This window comes from Loktanella sp. R86503 (genome assembly GCF_042466455.1).
Classification (GTDB): Bacteria; Pseudomonadota; Alphaproteobacteria; order Rhodobacterales; family Rhodobacteraceae; genus Loktanella.
On sequence record NZ_JAXHCI010000002.1, the window covers coordinates 2,841,301 to 2,858,611 of the forward strand.

Genomic DNA, 17,311 nt, shown 5'->3' on the forward strand with positions numbered 1-17,311 from the left:
GTTGTGTGTGCATAGAAGGGCTAGAAGCTCTGGCCCAGTAAACCACTCGTTAGGAACCAGTCATGAAACGTTTTCTTGCAACCACCGCGATTGCTCTTGTTGTTGCCAACGGCGCATTTGCCGAAAGCCACACAACGACTGATGACGCTGCCACAGACGGCGCAATGACAACCGAAGCGCCCGCAGCCACCGACGGCACAATCGTCCCAGAGGCGACAACCGACACCATGGAATCGACCGACGAAGCCATGCCAGCCGATGAAATGCCGGCAGACGATATGCCAGCCGATACCATGACCGATACGACGACAGATGAAATGACGGACCCGATGGCCGACACGGATGCTGCCGCCACCGACATGGAAACGACTGACACCATGACCGATACCGACGCACCGATGATGGAAAAAGAAGGCTACACCACTGCCGTCAACGCTGACGTCACAGCCGAAGAGCTGACGGGCCTGAATGTCTACGGTCCGAACGAGGAAGAAGTCGGCGCAATCGGTGATCTGGTCATCGCCGAAGATGGCACCGTGACCGATGTCATCGTAGACGTAGGCGGTTTTCTGGGTCTGGGTCAAAAGCCCGTTTCGATCGCCTATGACGACGTTCAGCTGATGAAGCAGAACGAAGGTGACGACATGCGCGCCTATGTGTCGATGACACAAGAGCAGCTGGAAGAGCTGCCCGAGTATGAAGCACCGATGAACTAATACACTTCGGATATGCGTTCAGGCCGCCCCCTTGTGGGCGGCCTTTTCGTTTATGGTGCCGCTATGAAAGGGCCTGCCACAGCAAACGGGTGCCCGTCGCAAGAAGCAGGACATAGGTCAGACCAAAGAAAACGCGGTCAGACACATAATGATGGGCCCGCACACCTAAAAAGGTTCCGGCAATGGCAAAAGGCGCAAGGAACAGGTCCGCAAGTGCCGTCTGCGCGTTGAATATGCCTAGAAAAAGGTAGGGCACAAACTTCATCAGGTTGATGGCCCAAAAGACGATGACCGTCGTGGCTTGATAGGTCGTTTTTTGCATGTTTTGCCCCAGCAGGAACACCGCGACCGGCGGTCCTCCGGCGTGGCTGACAAAGCTGGTAAACCCTGCTGTCAATCCGGTAATCCACGCCCAATGGCGCGAAAATGGGAAATTACCAACCCGGATAAGGCCGCGCGACCGGCCAAGCTGCCAAAAGACGAATGCGATGCAGATTGCACCGATCAACAGGCGAAATGAATCTGCATTTACGGCCGCGTAAATCAGCGCGCCAAGCACGACGCCCGGCAAGGAACCGATCAAAATATGACAGGCGGATGGGGCATCCCACTTGCGCCAATAGGGACGCAGAGATGCGGCGTCGATCAGCATCAGCAGGGGCAGCATGATTCCCAGCGCAGGCCCCGGCGGCACAACAAGTGCCAAGATCGCAGAGGCCGCGAAAGCCGCCCCGGACCCGAAGCCGGACTTGGAAATGGCAGCAAACAACACAGCCGGAATGGCGATTGCGAAAAAAAGCAGATCAAAGGTGATCATCAACAAACCTTATGAAACGTAGTGTTCCCGGGGCGAAACACCGCCGGCGACCAAGGGCCGAAAAACCCAGTCATCGGCTGTCCCCTTGCACCCCTTATGTCAAAGGAATAACCAACTCGCCAAGTTCAACCCGCATAATAGCAGGAGCCTTCCTATGGCCAGACCCAAGATTGCACTGATCGGCGCCGGACAAATCGGTGGTACGCTTGCCCACCTCGCAGCTGTAAAAGAACTGGGCGACGTCGTCCTGTTCGACATTTCCGAAGGCACGCCGCAGGGCAAGGCGCTGGATATCGCCGAATCGGGCCCCTCGGCCAAGTTTGACGGCTCTTTCAAAGGTACGAACGATTACGCCGATATCGCCGGTGCTGACGTCTGCATCGTGACCGCTGGCGTGCCGCGCAAGCCGGGCATGTCGCGTGATGATCTGCTGGGCATCAACCTGAAGGTCATGAAATCCGTCGGCGAAGGCATTGCAGCCCATGCGCCGAATGCTTTCGTCATCTGCATCACCAACCCGCTGGACGCGATGGTCTGGGCGCTGCGTGAATTTTCCGGCCTGCCGCACAAGATGGTTTGCGGTATGGCTGGCGTGCTGGACTCCGCCCGCTTTCGCCACTTTCTGGCCGAGGAATTCAACGTCTCCATGCGCGATGTGACTGCCTTTGTGCTGGGCGGCCACGGCGATACGATGGTCCCACTGACCCGCTATTCCACTGTTGGCGGCATTCCTCTGCCCGATCTGGTCGACATGGGCTGGACCACGCAGGACAAGCTGGACGCCATCGTGCAGCGTACCCGTGACGGCGGCGCAGAGATTGTCGGCCTGCTGAAAACCGGCTCTGCCTTCTACGCCCCGGCAACCTCTGCCATCGAGATGGCCGAGGCATTCCTGAAAGACCAAAAGCGTCTGCTGCCCTGCGCTGCACATGTCGATGGGGCTTACGGTCTGGATGGTTTCTATGTCGGCGTGCCCACGATTATTGGTGCCGGCGGGATTGAGCGTGTGGTCGAAATCAAGATGGACAAGACCGAGCAGGCCATGTTCGACAAGTCCGTCGATGCCGTTAAAGGCCTGGTCGCTGCTTGCAAGGAAATCGACTCGACCCTCGCTTAAGACCTGACATCATATCTGCGACGATCAAGCCGCGCTGCATCATTTGCAGCGCGGCTTTTTTCGTTTTCCGCGACCGACCAAGGCGGAAGCCTGCGCAGGATTTGGACGCCGCTGCGCGTATTGCGGCCCAAATGAAACGGTTCATGGTGTCGGCCGCGAAGCATAAAGCGCAAACCGTTAACAGATAACCCCACGCCTGCGGAGAAAATCTGCTTTGTGATCACACGTTTCGCAACTGTGATCACAAATGTCGGATTTATTGTCAGGAACTGCGACCAGTAGTTTTTTGTTAAACGCAGATATGGTTCAAGGCTACAAACCCAATCGGACAAGGGACGCGACATGAACATTCACGAATACCAGGCCAAGGCACTTTTGCGGACCTACGGGGCCCCGGTCAGTGACGGCCGCCCGGTCACGAAAGCTGAAGACGCGAAAACCGCGGCTGGCGAACTTGATGGCCCGCTGTGGGTGGTTAAGGCCCAGATCCATGCAGGCGGTCGCGGCAAAGGACACTTTGTCGAAGCTGACGCCGGCGAAAAGGGCGGTGTCCGCCTTGCTAAATCCGTTGAAGAAGCCGCACAGGAAGCCAAAAAGATGCTGGGCCGTACGTTGGTCACGCATCAGACCGGCCCTGTCGGCAAGGTCGTGAACCGCATCTACATCGAAGACGGCTCTGGCATCGAAACCGAATTGTATCTGGCGCTACTGGTCGACCGTCAGACAAGCCGTATCAGCTTTGTCTGCTCGACCGAGGGCGGCATGGACATCGAAGAAGTCGCGGCCAGCACACCGGAAAAGATTCTGTCGTTCAGCGTTGACCCGGCATCCGGCTACCAGGCATTTCATGGCCGCCGCGTCGCCTTTACGCTGGGTCTGACCGGCACGCAGGTAAAGCAGTGTGTGACCCTGATGGGCCAGCTTTACAAAGCCTTTACCGAAAAAGACATGGAAATGCTGGAAATCAACCCGCTGATCGTGACCGACAAGGGCGATCTGAAGGTGCTTGATGCCAAGATCAGCTTTGACGGTAACGCCATGTACCGCCACCCCGACATCGCATCCCTACGTGACGAGACGGAAGAAGACCCCAAGGAACTGGCCGCGTCCAAGTACGACCTGAACTACATCGCGCTGGACGGCGAAATTGGCTGCATGGTCAACGGTGCGGGTCTGGCTATGGCAACGATGGACATTATCAAGCTGTACGGCGCAGAGCCTGCCAACTTCCTTGACGTGGGCGGCGGCGCAACCAAGGAAAAGGTCACGGAAGCGTTCAAGATCATCACCTCTGATCCCAACGTCAAAGGCATTTTGGTTAACATCTTTGGCGGCATCATGCGCTGCGACGTGATCGCCGAAGGTGTGATCGCCGCAGTGAAAGAGGTCGGCTTGCAGGTTCCGCTGGTTGTGCGCCTTGAAGGCACGAACGTGGAAAAAGGAAAAGAGATCATCCGCAATTCCGGCCTTGACGTGATTGCTGCCGACGACCTGAAAGACGGCGCACAGAAGATCGTGAAGGCGGTGAAGGGGTGATCCGCTCCGTCGCCCTGCTTGCGACCTTCGGCCTGATGGCGGCTTGCAGTGATGCAACGACCGTCAGGTCCGGGCCGCAGTTGCAAAGCCCGTCGGGCGGGGCCGATACGGTCACGCCCGCTGCCGCGCAAAGCGTGCCAGCGACGCAGCAGGACGTGGTCGTCATTTCCGACGTCTCTGCGATGGCGGCGCCCACGTCTGTCGCCGAGACTGGAGATGTTGTGGCAACTTTTCGCACGGTTTGCCTTAACAACCTAGGCGATGTGCAAGCCACGCGGAGCACGGCAACGGCGCTCGGTTTTCAGCCTATGGCCGACGACAACGGCGGCTTTGCCTTGCTGAACGCCGGTGCCGACCAGACAGTGCAGGTCAACTATATGACCAACCGTCGTTTTGAATGTGCGGTTACGACCAGCGATGCCGCCGATCCAGCAGCACTGCGATCCGCCTTTTTTGGTTTGGTTGGTGCCCGCAATGTCAAAGAAGGCACGACCGTCGCCTCGACGATCAACGGTAAGTCTTTCACATTTGCCTATGACACCTCAGGGGGCGAAGCGCTCGTCATGTACCAATAAGCGCGCTGCGTCGGAGGACGACGGCACCCATTGTTTTTGCAGGGCCAGCACCGACGCATCGCTCCACAACGAAATTACAGAACGTTAGGACCACTTATGGCCATTCTCGTCAACGAAAACACCCGTGTCATCTGTCAGGGCTTCACTGGCTCGCAGGGCACATTCCACTCCGAGCAAGCGATTGCATACGGCACCAAGATGGTCGGCGGCGTAACCCCCGGCAAAGGCGGCCAGTCGCACCTTGACCTGCCGGTCTTTGATTCGGTCCACGAAGCGAAAGCCCGCACTGAAGCAAATGCATCGGTCATCTACGTCCCGCCCCCCTTCGCAGCTGATTCGATCCTCGAAGCGATCGACGCAGAGATGGAGTTGATCATCTGTATCACCGAAGGCATTCCCGTGCTGGACATGATGAAAGTCAAGCGCGCGCTGGAAGGGTCCAAATCCCGCCTGATCGGCCCGAACTGCCCCGGCGTCATCACCCCCGACGCCTGCAAGATCGGCATTATGCCTGGCCACATCCACAAGCGCGGCAGCGTCGGTGTTGTGTCCCGCTCTGGCACGCTGACCTACGAGGCCGTTAAGCAGACGACCGATTCGGGTCTGGGCCAGTCTACGGCTGTCGGTATCGGCGGCGACCCCATCAAAGGCAGCGAACACATCGACATCCTCGAAATGTTCTTGGCCGATCCAGAGACACAGTCGATCATCATGATCGGTGAAATCGGCGGCTCTGCCGAAGAGGAAGCCGCGCAGTTCCTAGCAGACGAGCGCAAGGCGGGCCGTTGGAAGCCGACCGCTGGCTTTATCGCTGGCCGCACCGCACCTCCGGGCCGCCGCATGGGTCATGCCGGCGCGATCGTGGCTGGCGGCAAGGGTGACGCGGAAAGCAAGATCGAGGCGATGAAAGCTGCTGGCATCATCGTGGCCGACAGCCCCGCAACGCTGGGCGAGGCCGTTCTGGCCGCCATCGACAAGAAGTAAACCATCATGGTGGGCCGCAGGGCCCACCACCTTCCTCGTGCGACGGGCATGTGGCCCGTCCTACCCCACAGGTGTCCAGATGAACGACCAATCCCCGAACGACGTGCTTCATGCCTCCAGTTTCCTGCAGGGGCATAACGCCGAATACGTCGAGCAGCTTTACGCACGTTATGCGGATAACCCGCAGACGGTTGATGAAAGCTGGCGGGATTTCTTTGCCGCTTTGGGTGATACGCCCGCCGATGCCAAGGCCGAGGCCGCAGGGCCAAGCTGGGGACGTATGGATTGGCCCCCCGTGCCAAGCGACGAGCTGACGCAGGCGCTTGACGGGCAGTGGGCGCAGGAACCGGCAGCGGCAGGCAAAAAGATTGCGGCCAAAGCCGAGGAAAAAGGCGTAAGCCTGACCGAAGCGCAGGTTCGGGCTGCCGTTCTGGACAGCATTCGTGCGTTGATGATCATCCGCGCCTACCGCATTCGTGGCCACCTGATCGCAGACCTTGATCCGCTGGGCATGCGTGAAGTTACGGCCCATCCGGAACTGGACCCGGCCAGCTACGGCTTTACCAAGGCTGATATGGATCGCCCCATCTTTATCGACAATGTGCTGGGTCTAGAGGTCGCCACCATGGCCGAAATTATGGCCATCGTGAAGCGGACCTACTGCGGTACTTTTGCGCTGCAGTACATGCACATTTCCAACCCCGATGAAGCGGCATGGCTGAAAGAGCGTATCGAAGGATACGGCAAGGAAATCAGCTTTACCCAAAATGGCCGCAAGGCAATCCTGAATAAGCTGGTCGAGGCCGAGGGCTTTGAAAAGTTTCTTCATGTCAAATACATGGGCACAAAGCGTTTTGGTCTGGACGGTGGCGAAAGCCTGATTCCCGCGATGGAGCAGATCATCAAACGCGGCGGCCAGCTGGGGATGGAAGAGATCGTCATCGGCATGCCCCACCGCGGCCGTCTGTCCGTGCTCGCCAATGTCATGCAAAAACCTTACCGCGCGATTTTCAATGAATTTCAGGGCGGCAGCTTCAAGCCTGAAGACGTCGAAGGATCGGGCGACGTAAAATATCACCTTGGCGCATCCTCTGACCGTGAATTTGATGGTAACACGGTTCACTTGTCGCTGACGGCCAACCCGTCCCACCTAGAGGCGGTTAACCCCGTTGTGCTGGGCAAGGTCCGCGCCAAGCAGGATCAGAAGAACGACACCGACCGCACAAAGGTGATGGCGATCCTGTTGCACGGGGATGCGGCCTTTGCAGGTCAGGGCGTTGTTGCCGAAGGTTTTCAGCTGTCCGGCATTCGCGGCCACCGCACCGGCGGTACGATGCATATCGTTGTGAACAACCAGATCGGCTTTACCACAGCGCCACACTTCAGCCGGTCCAGCCCCTACCCCACCGATATTGCGCTGATGGTCGAAGCGCCGATCTTTCATGTTAACGGTGACGATCCAGAGGCTGTGGTTCACGCCGCCCGCGTTGCCACGGAATTCCGCCAGAAATTCCACAAGGATGTGGTGCTGGATATCATCTGCTACCGCCGCTTTGGTCACAACGAAGGCGACGAGCCGATGTTCACCAACCCGGTCATGTACACAAAGATCAAAAAGCAAAAGACGACGCTGACGCTATATACAGACCGTCTGGTAAATGACGGGCTAATCCCCGAGGGCGAGATCGAGGACATGAAGGCCTCTTTCCAGTCGATGCTGAATGCAGAGTTTGAAGCCGGCAAGACCTACAAGCCTAACAAGGCTGACTGGCTTGACGGCCGCTGGTCGCACCTTGACCGGCACAAGGAAAACTACCAGCGCGGCGAAACTGCCATCAGCACAGAAACAATGGCCGATATCGGCAAGGCGCTGACGACGATGCCGGATGATTTCGCCACACACCGGACAATCGACCGTCTGCTGGACGCGAAAAAGCAGATGTTCGAAAACGGTGAAGGGTTCGACTGGGCCACCGGCGAAGCCCTGGCCTTTGGCTCGCTTGCCTTAGAAGGCTATCCGGTCCGCCTTGCGGGCCAGGACAGCACGCGCGGCACGTTTAGCCAACGGCACTCTGCGTTGATCAATCAGAACACCGAAGAGCGTTATTATCCCCTCAACCACATCCGTGAAGGTCAGGCGCATTACGAAGTCATCGATTCGATGCTGTCGGAATACGCGGTTCTGGGCTTTGAATACGGCTATTCGCTGGCCGAACCCAACGCCCTGACCCTGTGGGAAGCGCAGTTCGGTGATTTTGCAAACGGCGCGCAGATCATGTTCGATCAGTTCATCAGCTCTGGCGAAGCCAAGTGGCTGCGGATGTCGGGCCTCGTATGCCTGCTGCCGCATGGCTATGAGGGTCAGGGCCCGGAACATTCCAGCGCGCGATTGGAACGTTTCCTGACGATGTGCGGCAACGACAACTGGATTGTCGCCAACTGCACGACGCCGGCGAACTATTTCCACATCCTGCGCCGCCAGCTGCACCGCAGCTATCGCAAGCCACTTATTCTGATGACGCCGAAATCACTGCTGCGCCACAAAATGGCGGTGTCCGATGCGGCCGATTTCACGACCGGTTCGTCCTTCCACCGCGTACTTTGGGATGATGCGCAAAAGGGTCATTCCGACACTAAGCTGGTGGCGGACGACAAGATCAAGCGCGTCGTGATGTGTTCCGGCAAGGTCTACTACGACCTTCTGGAGGAACGGGACGCCCGCGGCATTACCGACACCTATATCCTGCGGTTTGAACAGTTCTATCCCTTCCCGGCGCAATCCGCCGTGGCAGAGCTGGAACGGTTTAAAAACGCAGAAATGGTCTGGTGCCAGGAAGAGCCCAAGAATCAAGGTGCATGGTCCTTTATGGAACCCAACCTTGAATGGTGCCTGACCCGGATCAAGGCAAAACATACACGGCCCGTCTATGCCGGTCGGGCGGCCTCTGCGTCGCCAGCGACAGGTCTGGCCAGCCAGCACAAAGCCCAGCAAGCGGCCCTTGTCGCCGAGGCCCTGAACATCGAAGGAATGACGAAATGAGCACCGAAGTCCGTGTCCCAACCCTGGGCGAATCCGTAACCGAAGCCACCGTCGCCACCTGGTTCAAAAAACCGGGCGACAGCGTGGAAGTCGACGAAATGCTATGCGAGCTGGAAACCGACAAGGTCACCGTCGAGGTGCCCAGCCCCGTCGCCGGCACCCTGTCCGAAATTGTCGCCGCCGAAGGCGAAACCGTTGGCGTCGATGCTTTGTTGGCGCAAATCAGCGAAGGCAGCACCGACAGCGCCGAAGCCTCCGCCCCCAAGGCAAACAGCGATGCTGCGCCGGCCGAGAAGCCGGTCGACACCCCTGCAACGGGTGGCACTGGTACGGTGAATGCCGGCCCTGAGGAAACCAAACCGCGCGATCCCGAAGACGCCCCATCTGCCCAAAAACTGATGGCTGAAAAAGGCATTGACCGCGACGCCGTGACGGCAACCGGCAAAGATGGCCGCGTGATGAAAGAGGACGTGCTGAAAGCCCTGGCGCAGCCCAAGGCCGCCGCTCCTGCAGCGGCGCCGCGTGCGGCAACCTCTGCCGATCAGGCTGACCGCGAAGAGCGGGTCAAGATGACACGCCTGCGCCAGACCATCGCTAAGCGGCTGAAGGACAGCCAGAACACTGCCGCCATGCTGACCACCTATAACGAGGTCGATATGACCGCCGTTATGGACCTGCGGAACGAATACAAAGACCTGTTCCTGAAGAAGCATGGCGTAAAGCTTGGCTTTATGTCGTTCTTTACCAAGGCCTGCATCCACGCGCTGAACGAAGTGCCGGAAGTGAACGCCGAAATCGACGGCACCGACGTTGTTTACAAGAACTATGTCAACATGGGCATCGCCGCCGGCACACCCACCGGCCTTGTCGTACCCGTGCTCAAGGACGCCGACCAGATGTCCTTTGCCGCCATTGAAAAGGCGATTGCCGAAATGGGCGGCAAGGCCCGCGACGGTAAACTGTCCATGGCCGACATGCAGGGTGGCACTTTCACCATTTCCAACGGCGGCGTTTATGGCTCGCTGATGTCCTCGCCGATTTTGAACCCCCCGCAGTCCGGTATTCTGGGCATGCACAAGATCCAGGATCGCCCCATGGCGATCAACGGTCAGGTCGTTATTCGCCCCATGATGTATCTGGCGCTGTCTTATGACCACCGCATCGTTGACGGCAAAGGCGCGGTGACGTTCCTTGTCCGCGTCAAAGAAGCATTGGACGATCCCCGCCGTCTGCTGATGGACTTGTGAACAAAACTGCCGGGCAGGCATGACTTGCCCGGCATCCACCAAACCAAAGGCCGCCATGACACCCGAACTGACTGTCCTCACCCTTGCCGGCCTATTGCAAGGCCTGCAATTTGCGCTGGTATCGGTGCGTGCGAACATGGAACTCCCCGCTGGGAAGACTATGGGTCCACGCGATCCCGATCGCCTCGGCAAGCCGATTGTGGAACAGGTCAGCCCGCGCACTGGTCGGCTGTTCAGGGCGATGAACAATCATTTCGAAGCCTTGATCATGTTCACACTCGCGGTGGTCGTTGTGACCCTTGGCGATAAGGCGACCGGACTGTCTGCGGCCTGCGCGTGGACATTCCTTGCAGCGCGCATCGCCTATATACCTGCCTATTATTTCGGCCTGACGCCTTGGCGGTCAATCATTTGGATGTTTGGCTTTCTGGCGACCATGCTTATGTTAATCTCTGCCCTTTTCTAAACGGAGGCCCCAATGGCCAGCTATGACGTCATCATCATCGGTTCCGGCCCCGGCGGCTATGTCTCGGCCATTCGCTGTGCGCAGCTTGGACTGAAAACCGCATGCGTCGAAGGGCGCGACACGCTGGGCGGCACCTGCCTGAACGTGGGTTGCATTCCATCAAAGGCGCTGCTGCACGCAACCGAAATGCTGCACGAAGCCGAGCATAACTTTGCCGAAATGGGCCTGAAGGGCAAAACGCCATCGGTCGATTGGCCGCAAATGCAGGCCTATAAGGACAAGACCGTTAGCCAGAATACCGGCGGCATCGAGTTCCTGTTCAAGAAAAACAAGGTTGATTGGATCAAAGGCTGGGGTTCGATTCCGGCCGCCGGCAAGGTCAAGGTCGGTGATGACATCCATGATGCCAAGCATATCATCATTGCCACCGGGTCCGAACCATCGCCGCTGAACGGCGTCGAGGTGGACGAAGAAACCGTCGTCACCTCGACCGGCGCGCTAAAGCTGAACAAGATCCCCAAGTCGTTGGTCGTGATCGGCGCTGGCGTGATTGGTCTGGAACTGGGCTCCGTCTATGCCCGCCTTGGTTCCGAAGTGACCGTCGTCGAATATCTGGACGCTATCACCCCCGGTCAGGACGCGGAAATTGCCCGCCAATTTCAGAAGATGCTGACAAAACAAGGTCTGAAGTTTGTACTTGGTGCCGCTGTCCAAGGCGTGAACATCAAGAACAACAAGGCGACTGTCAGCTATAAAATGCGCAAGGATGAGTCCGAGGCAGAGATTACTGCTGACACCGTGCTGCTGGCAACGGGCCGTCGACCGTTTGTTGACGGCCTCGGCCTCGACGCCCTCGGTGTAAAAATGACAGAACGCGGCCAGATCGACGTCGACGCCCGCTACCAGACAAGCACCCCCGGCATCTATGCCATCGGTGACGCGATCACCGGCCCGATGCTGGCGCATAAAGCCGAAGACGAAGGAATGGCGATTGCCGAAATCCTTGCTGGGCAGCATGGCCATGTGAACTACGGCGTTATACCCGGCGTTATCTACACCCACCCGGAGGTCGCCTCTGTTGGTGAAACAGAAGAGACTTTGAAAAAAGCCGGCCGTGCCTATAAGGTTGGCAAGTTTCCTTTCCTTGGCAATGCACGGGCAAAAGCCAACTTTATGGGGGACGGTTTTGTCAAAATCCTCGCTGACAAGGAAACCGACCGCATTCTTGGGGCTCACATCATCGGCCCCATGGCCGGCGATCTGATCCATGAAATTTGCGTCGCCATGGAATTCGGTGCAGCCGCAGAGGATCTTGCCCGCACATGCCACGCCCACCCAACCTATTCGGAAGCTGTACGCGAGGCAGCCTTGGCCTGCGGCGACGGTGCAATCCACGCGTAATTGCCGCGATAAGCCCCCGGATAACCTCCGGGGGCTTCTTTGTTTACGGCCATCGGCATCCCTGCCTGTCCCGCTTTGTCAGGTTAAAGGTATGTGGTTAAGGCAGGGTAAACACCCGCGCTCTCTGTTTTAGCAATATCCTCGGGGGACGGCGCGCAGCGCCGGGGGGCAGACAGCCCCCTCTACAGCCGGATCAGCTCGCTAGGTTTTCAAAAGCCGCAAACCTTTGGTGACATCCCCCCGCACCGCTAAACGCAACCCCGGTTCGTCACCGGCCTTCAACGCCGCCACGATCAGGCGATGATGCGTTGGTGGGTCGGTCCGGTTCAGTTTACCATATAGCGCGCACATTGTTGGCCCCAGTTGCAGCCATACAGTTTCCGTCATCGCCAGAATGGCCGGTGCCTGCGCCCGAAGGTAAAGTGTTCGGTGAAATTCAAGGTTCATGCGGATATAACCGCTGGCATCATGGCGCGTCACCATTTGGCTGACACCGTGATTAATTGCCTCCAACCGCTCAATCAAAGCAAAATGGGCCCGTGGCAGCGCCCGCGACGCAAGCTCAGGCTCCAGCAAGGCGCGCAAGGTCGCAAGCTCCTCGATTCGTTCGTTGGACAGAAGCGGCGTGCTGACCCGGCCTGTTGCCGACAATGACAGCGCCCCTTCCGATGCAAGGCGGCGGACAGCTTCACGTGCCGGTGTCATAGACACGTCGTATTCCTTGGCAATACCGCGCAGGGTCAGCACGGTGCCCGGTGCGATCTGCCCATGCAGGATACGGGTGCGCAAGGCCCGAAACACGCGGTCGTGGGCGGCCCCTGTGGGCGTGATGGGGCGAGGCTGTATCATGGCGCGATCATGGGATCAGGTGTGTAGCGGCGTCAATCGTCGAAACGCAAACGATGAAGCACCTCGCCGTTTTCGCGAAGCCACTCTCGTCGCGCTGCGTAGTCGGACATAAGGCGCCCAACGACAGCCCAAAACGCCGCCGAGTGATTCATCTGATCAAGATGGGCAACTTCATGCGCAGCCACATAATCCAGCACCTCTGGCGGGGCCATGATCAGCCGCCAGGAATACATCAACGCCCCTGCCGACGAACACGATCCCCAGCGGGACCGCGTATCGCGCAAGGTTAATCGCGAATAAGATCGGCCAATCTGTGCCGCATAACGATCTGAGGCCGCTGCAAGCGCATCACGTGCCTGCGCCTTCAGCACCGCCATTACGGCACGCGCACTGGCCCCTTCGGGTAATTCCATTCGACCATCACGGATACGCGCACGTCGCACCGTTGACGTCACGATCGGCAGGTTCGCACCGCGAAACAGCACCTCTCCCGCAGTAATGACCGAAACAGGCGGAGTGACATCCGCCAGATGTCCACGCAGCCAACTTTCACGTTCGGTCAGGAAAGCAAGCGCCTCGCGTTCCGGCGCGCGGGGCGGCATCGTCAGGGTGACTTTGCCATCCAGCCGCGACACGCGCAGGCTCAATCTGCGTGCTCCAGCCGACCGCCGCAGATCCACCGTAATCGGGGGGTTGCCAATAATCAGATCGCGGCCCATATGGATCCTTTGTTCCGCCTGCGCCAAAGGTCTTTGACACTGTGGCTGCCTTATGGCAGTGGAAAACAGGCCGCCGCAAGGGCAGCACCGACATTCAAAGGGGGAAACCCATGCCAAAAGAAGAATGGGGCACAAAGCGCCTATGTCCTGAAACGGGCAAGCGTTTCTATGACCTGAACAAGTCACCCGTGATCAGCCCCTACACGGGCAGTGTCGTAAATACCGACACTGGCAAGACCCGCACGATGGTTGCCGATTCCGAAGACGCGCAGACCAAGAAAATGCAGGTTTCGGATGAAGAGGACGATCTGGTCCTGGACGACGACGATGATGACGACGAGGATGTCGATCTGGGCGATGATGTCCTGGAAGACGACGACGATGATACCGTCAGCCTTGACGAAATCGCTGATGTTGGCAAAGGCGACGACGACTGAAAAAACTTATAGTCGGGGCGCGATTTCCCACTTGATCTCGCCCCGATGGCTGCATAGACAGCGGCACACAGACGACGCACTTCGCGTCACACGGTTTGGGGCCTTAGCTCAGCTGGGAGAGCGCTTGCATGGCATGCAAGAGGTCAGGGGTTCGATCCCCCTAGGCTCCACCAAACCACTTCATTCAAAAATATGAACTATTGGGCACTGACCGCGACCCGCGGGCTGTCCCTTGATTTATCTGACTAGCGGGCTTTCGCGTAAACATAATGAAAAGCTTGGCTTTATGCTTTGGCCAGTTTTACCAACTCACAAAGAAGTAGTACCTTAAACGCATTTGCAGTGCATCTACACGAACTGCTTGGCAAGGAAGCCGATCAAAATTTGGAGGACGGACACAGCGACAATCTCTTGCCGCTTGCCCGCATTGCCGACCAGATCGAAGAGGTATTAATCAAGCAATACCCAATACGGCACGGCGCAGCACTTAGCCTTTTGGCCGTAGCAGGACGTAGCCCTATGGCAGTAGTTGCCTTTGAAGAAGCGAATATTGTTGCCCCTAAGGGAGCCAACACCGAAGGTGTCGTACATCGACAATCGCGCCGGCAAACCGCAGCTTTAAATTGTGCCTAATAGCAGTGGCTAAGTAACCAAGGGAGCAACGAAATAGCGGTGGACTAAAGCAACAGATCGAAGTCCGCAATTTGGTTCAATGCCTGCATGTCCAAATTACCATCGCTGACCTTCATGCCGATTCTGACAGTTTCTCCGGCATCGATATCATCGCCCGATTGAATACCGTCGACGATAAAGCGCCCATCTTCAGCGACACTGACTTCAGCGCGCCAAATGCTTTCGATTTCTAGGTTTCCAAGATCGAAAGAAGCCCGCCAGTTTGTCACATCGGTATTGCCCGTATTCGTAACCTGAAGTTCCAGAATGGCACCTGAACCCCAGTTTTTGTCCATAACGAAATTGAATTCAAACGAGGCGTCTGTGTCTAAAGCAGGCGTCGCCTCTACCGGTGGCACCACAACTTCTTCGGCTGGTTTTTGCTGTTGGGCATCTGTTCCAGTTTGTCCGGCGGACTGAGCTGCGCCCAGACCCACATCTGCGGCATCGGTCGATATAACGATATCGTCGAAGTAGGCAGAAACATCGTGATCCGGCAGCCAGCCGTCTGTATTGCCGCCGAAAAACGAACTGAAGTAAAACCGATCAATCTGCGATCCGTCATCAACAAATTGCAGACCATCAAGATCCAGAACTTGCTCGCCGTCGAACCACACCTCTACTTCACCGTTCGCCCTGTTACCGGAGTTAATTTGCACCCGCTGTACAAGATTGTGCCATGTACCCTGTTCAAACTTGATTGGGTCGCCCTGCTCATCAAAAAACTTGAAGCTTTCGCCGTAAGCACCCGGTTTATCCATATGATAAAGATAAAGCTCTGCCTCGCCGTCTTCGCGCCACATATAGCGTGCCGTAAACCCGTTTGAACCGTCAACATCGTCGCCGCCACTGGCGAGGCCGTCCGACGCAAGGCCAGGAAGCTTGCCGCCGCTATGGTCATCACCGTCAAAGTCGAAATCATCTGCAAACTTTACCCAGTATGACAGATAGTATTCCCCTTCGGCCGGTATTTTCCACGACGATGCTGCGGCGGCGTTATCGTCGCTGCTATAAGTGACCTTCAGCGACTGACTGCCCGACATTGCTTCTTCATCGCTGATTGCAGCGTTCTTTGCGGTGTTCGAGCCGAATTCGAAATCCCAATCGGCCTCTTGAAGCGATCGGCTGTAAGCAAGGTCGCTACTGTGGTTTTCAAATCCCCTCCGGATCGCACCGTGAGTCGTGGATCCTTCGGAAGTTGTGTAAATTTGCGTCATTCGGCACCTCGTTGTTTCAGCGTTGCGCGAACTCAATCAAAGCACAGTGAACCAATGGCAACGGTGGCCAGCATCCCGTAATGTTTTAGGCGTGGACAGGCCTAAAATAGGAACAATTTTAGCAAAGGTCCGCTAACAAGCCACGCTTATGCAGCGCAAGAATTGAACGACAAGCACCTACAAATTGCCGTCTGTCGTGTCGCGATAGCCTTAATTAGATAAAGCGATCCTAGATTAGTGCGTCCGCCTGCAAGCCGACGCAGCATCCCATTGAAGGGCCCTATGCACGCAACGGACCGGAGGTGACGGATTTGGTAAATGCGGCATCAAGGTGCGGAAACAGGCCCTTCGTTGCATGCTGAACGAAAAGCAGGTTTTTTGAAGCAAAATTGCCGTAGGTTGGTGCCGCACAGCGCCCTTTCTGGGTATGGCTGGGAAACCTCATAACGGCTCAGGTGGCTGCCACCGCAGTCTTGGTTTGGCAGCCACCTATTGAAACATCCGGTTATGTTCAGACGTCGATGACGACCTTGCCGATCGCTTTGCCGCTTGTCAGGCGATCATAGGCATCTTCGACACGATCAAGATCAAATGCTGTATCGTCAAGCAGCGGTTTCATTGCGCCGGCGTCTACAACCTCGGCGAGCTTTGCCAAAATTTCACCGTGCTTAGCGCGGCCTTGTCCACTGAGCATTGGCAGAAGCATAAAGATGATGTGCAAGGATAAGCCCTTGAAATGTGCCGGCGACAAATCGATTTCCAGCAGGCCAACAGTGGACGCGATATTGGCGTTGAGCGCCGCTGCCTCAAAGGAATTAGTCATATTGGCACCGCCTACGGTGTCAAAAATGATGTCGAAGCCGGCACCACCGGTGTACTGCGCCACATAATCGGAAATTTTCGTTGTGGCAAAGTCGATTGCGGTCGCGCCATAGCCATGAATGACTGCCAGCTGCGCGTCGCCTGTACCCGTGCCATAGACCTCTGCGCCAAAATGTTTCGCCAGCTGCACTGCCAGATGGCCAACACCGCCTGCACCACCTTGCACCAGAACTTTTTGGCCTGCGCTGATACCAGCGCGCTCCAGCCCCTCATAGGCCGTGATGCCAACCAAGGGCATGGCTGCGGCCTCTCGCATCGAGATTGATTTGGGTTTATGGGCGATCAGTTGCGCGTCAGCCAACATGAATTCCGCAAGCGCCCCCTGAAGGTTGGCCAAACCACCCGCGCAGCCGTAGACTTCATCACCAACGGCAAAGGCGGTGACGCCTTCGCCAATCTCTTCTACGACGCCTGCGAAATCCATCCCCAACACAGCGGGAAGCGCAGGCGAGAGGGGCAGATCGGCACCCATTGACCGGATCATGGTGTCGACAGTGTTCACGCTGCTTGCAGCGATACGCACAACCACGTGGCCAGCGGTCGCGGCAGGTTTAGGAAGTTCCGCAATTTCGAATTTTGCGGTTTCGCCGTAGGACGCGATGGTTGACGCTTTCATTGGAAGTATCCTTGGATAAG

16 protein-coding genes and 1 tRNA gene are annotated in these 17,311 nt (G+C 57.3%); 12 read left to right on the plus strand and 5 right to left on the minus strand.

What is annotated here, in order from left to right; translation table 11 throughout:
• Positions 1–62: 62 nt before the first annotated feature.
• Positions 63–716 carry a PRC-barrel domain-containing protein gene (locus SJY10_RS14980; RefSeq protein WP_386684072.1) on the plus strand — a complete coding sequence of 218 codons (654 nt, stop codon included), beginning with the start codon at positions 63–65 and terminating at the stop codon, positions 714–716.
• Positions 717–777: 61 nt separating this feature from the next.
• On the opposite strand, the gene SJY10_RS14985 is transcribed toward SJY10_RS14980, so the two are convergent.
• Positions 778–1,533, minus strand: a complete 756-nt coding sequence (locus SJY10_RS14985; protein WP_386684074.1) for a sulfite exporter TauE/SafE family protein — start codon at positions 1,531–1,533, stop codon at positions 778–780.
• Between the two features lie 154 nt (positions 1,534–1,687).
• On the opposite strand from SJY10_RS14985, the gene mdh reads away from it, so the two are divergent.
• The 8 genes from mdh to lpdA all read left to right on the plus strand — a co-directional run bounded on the left by mdh (position 1,688) and on the right by lpdA (position 11,899).
• The gene (gene mdh / locus SJY10_RS14990) at positions 1,688–2,650 is read left to right on the plus strand and encodes a malate dehydrogenase (protein ID WP_386684076.1); all 963 of its coding nucleotides are present in this window, start codon (positions 1,688–1,690) and stop codon (positions 2,648–2,650) included.
• 342 nt (positions 2,651–2,992) lie between these two features.
• Positions 2,993–4,186 (plus strand): ADP-forming succinate--CoA ligase subunit beta, encoded by a 1,194-nt coding sequence (gene sucC / locus SJY10_RS14995; RefSeq protein ID WP_386684078.1) that lies wholly within the window; start codon positions 2,993–2,995, stop codon positions 4,184–4,186.
• Positions 4,183–4,761: a hypothetical protein gene (locus SJY10_RS15000; protein ID WP_386684080.1), complete on the plus strand. Its 579-nt coding sequence runs from the start codon at positions 4,183–4,185 to the stop codon at positions 4,759–4,761. The genes sucC and SJY10_RS15000 overlap by 4 nt, the downstream gene beginning before the upstream one ends.
• A gap of 96 nt (positions 4,762–4,857) precedes the next feature.
• Positions 4,858–5,745: a succinate--CoA ligase subunit alpha gene (sucD, locus tag SJY10_RS15005; protein ID WP_386684082.1), complete on the plus strand. Its 888-nt coding sequence runs from the start codon at positions 4,858–4,860 to the stop codon at positions 5,743–5,745.
• A 79-nt stretch (positions 5,746–5,824) separates the two neighbouring features.
• Positions 5,825–8,785 (plus strand): 2-oxoglutarate dehydrogenase E1 component, encoded by a 2,961-nt coding sequence (locus tag SJY10_RS15010; RefSeq protein WP_386684084.1) that lies wholly within the window; start codon positions 5,825–5,827, stop codon positions 8,783–8,785.
• Entirely contained in the window at positions 8,782–10,032 is a 1,251-nt protein-coding gene (odhB, locus tag SJY10_RS15015; protein WP_386684086.1) for a 2-oxoglutarate dehydrogenase complex dihydrolipoyllysine-residue succinyltransferase, read from the plus strand. The genes SJY10_RS15010 and odhB overlap by 4 nt, the downstream gene beginning before the upstream one ends.
• Positions 10,033–10,087: 55 nt before the next feature.
• Positions 10,088–10,498 (plus strand): MAPEG family protein, encoded by a 411-nt coding sequence (locus tag SJY10_RS15020; protein WP_386684088.1) that lies wholly within the window; start codon positions 10,088–10,090, stop codon positions 10,496–10,498.
• A 12-nt stretch (positions 10,499–10,510) separates the two neighbouring features.
• Positions 10,511–11,899: a dihydrolipoyl dehydrogenase gene (lpdA, locus tag SJY10_RS15025; protein WP_386684090.1), complete on the plus strand. Its 1,389-nt coding sequence runs from the start codon at positions 10,511–10,513 to the stop codon at positions 11,897–11,899.
• Positions 11,900–12,100: 201 nt separating this feature from the next.
• On the opposite strand, the gene SJY10_RS15030 is transcribed toward lpdA, so the two are convergent.
• Together SJY10_RS15030 and SJY10_RS15035 are read right to left on the minus strand one after the other, a co-directional pair.
• Positions 12,101–12,748 carry a GntR family transcriptional regulator gene (locus SJY10_RS15030; RefSeq protein ID WP_386684092.1) on the minus strand — a complete coding sequence of 216 codons (648 nt, stop codon included), beginning with the start codon at positions 12,746–12,748 and terminating at the stop codon, positions 12,101–12,103.
• Between the two features lie 32 nt (positions 12,749–12,780).
• Positions 12,781–13,467, minus strand: coding sequence for a M48 family metallopeptidase (locus SJY10_RS15035; RefSeq protein WP_386684094.1), 687 nt, complete (start codon positions 13,465–13,467; stop codon positions 12,781–12,783).
• 110 nt (positions 13,468–13,577) lie between these two features.
• On the opposite strand from SJY10_RS15035, the gene SJY10_RS15040 reads away from it, so the two are divergent.
• From SJY10_RS15040 to SJY10_RS15050, 3 genes are all read left to right on the plus strand, one after another.
• Positions 13,578–13,904, plus strand: coding sequence for a TIGR02300 family protein (locus SJY10_RS15040; protein WP_386684096.1), 327 nt, complete (start codon positions 13,578–13,580; stop codon positions 13,902–13,904).
• A gap of 97 nt (positions 13,905–14,001) precedes the next feature.
• Positions 14,002–14,077, plus strand: a tRNA-Ala gene (locus SJY10_RS15045).
• Between the two features lie 118 nt (positions 14,078–14,195).
• Positions 14,196–14,537, plus strand: a complete 342-nt coding sequence (locus SJY10_RS15050; protein ID WP_386684098.1) for a hypothetical protein — start codon at positions 14,196–14,198, stop codon at positions 14,535–14,537.
• A 44-nt stretch (positions 14,538–14,581) separates the two neighbouring features.
• Here SJY10_RS15050 and SJY10_RS15055 read toward each other — a convergent pair whose 3' ends face one another.
• Positions 14,582–15,793 (minus strand): polysaccharide lyase, encoded by a 1,212-nt coding sequence (locus SJY10_RS15055; RefSeq protein WP_386684100.1) that lies wholly within the window; start codon positions 15,791–15,793, stop codon positions 14,582–14,584.
• Between the two features lie 511 nt (positions 15,794–16,304).
• Positions 16,305–17,291 carry a zinc-dependent alcohol dehydrogenase family protein gene (locus tag SJY10_RS15060; RefSeq protein WP_386684102.1) on the minus strand — a complete coding sequence of 329 codons (987 nt, stop codon included), beginning with the start codon at positions 17,289–17,291 and terminating at the stop codon, positions 16,305–16,307.
• Positions 17,292–17,311: the final 20 nt, after the last annotated feature.

Bases quoted from the DNA above. Each gene is read 5' to 3' on its own strand.
- SJY10_RS14980 (WP_386684072.1), top strand. From the start codon at position 63: ATGAAACGTTTTCTTGCAACCACCGCGATTGCTCTTGTTGTTGCCAAC.
- SJY10_RS14985 (WP_386684074.1), bottom strand. From the start codon at position 1,533: ATGATCACCTTTGATCTGCTTTTTTTCGCAATCGCCATTCCGGCTGTG.
- mdh (WP_386684076.1), top strand. From the start codon at position 1,688: ATGGCCAGACCCAAGATTGCACTGATCGGCGCCGGACAAATCGGTGGT.
- sucC (WP_386684078.1), top strand. From the start codon at position 2,993: ATGAACATTCACGAATACCAGGCCAAGGCACTTTTGCGGACCTACGGG.
- sucD (WP_386684082.1), top strand. From the start codon at position 4,858: ATGGCCATTCTCGTCAACGAAAACACCCGTGTCATCTGTCAGGGCTTC.
- SJY10_RS15010 (WP_386684084.1), top strand. From the start codon at position 5,825: ATGAACGACCAATCCCCGAACGACGTGCTTCATGCCTCCAGTTTCCTG.
- odhB (WP_386684086.1), top strand. From the start codon at position 8,782: ATGAGCACCGAAGTCCGTGTCCCAACCCTGGGCGAATCCGTAACCGAA.
- SJY10_RS15020 (WP_386684088.1), top strand. From the start codon at position 10,088: ATGACACCCGAACTGACTGTCCTCACCCTTGCCGGCCTATTGCAAGGC.
- lpdA (WP_386684090.1), top strand. From the start codon at position 10,511: ATGGCCAGCTATGACGTCATCATCATCGGTTCCGGCCCCGGCGGCTAT.
- SJY10_RS15030 (WP_386684092.1), bottom strand. From the start codon at position 12,748: ATGATACAGCCTCGCCCCATCACGCCCACAGGGGCCGCCCACGACCGC.
- SJY10_RS15035 (WP_386684094.1), bottom strand. From the start codon at position 13,467: ATGGGCCGCGATCTGATTATTGGCAACCCCCCGATTACGGTGGATCTG.
- SJY10_RS15040 (WP_386684096.1), top strand. From the start codon at position 13,578: ATGCCAAAAGAAGAATGGGGCACAAAGCGCCTATGTCCTGAAACGGGC.
- SJY10_RS15055 (WP_386684100.1), bottom strand. From the start codon at position 15,793: ATGACGCAAATTTACACAACTTCCGAAGGATCCACGACTCACGGTGCG.
- SJY10_RS15060 (WP_386684102.1), bottom strand. From the start codon at position 17,291: ATGAAAGCGTCAACCATCGCGTCCTACGGCGAAACCGCAAAATTCGAA.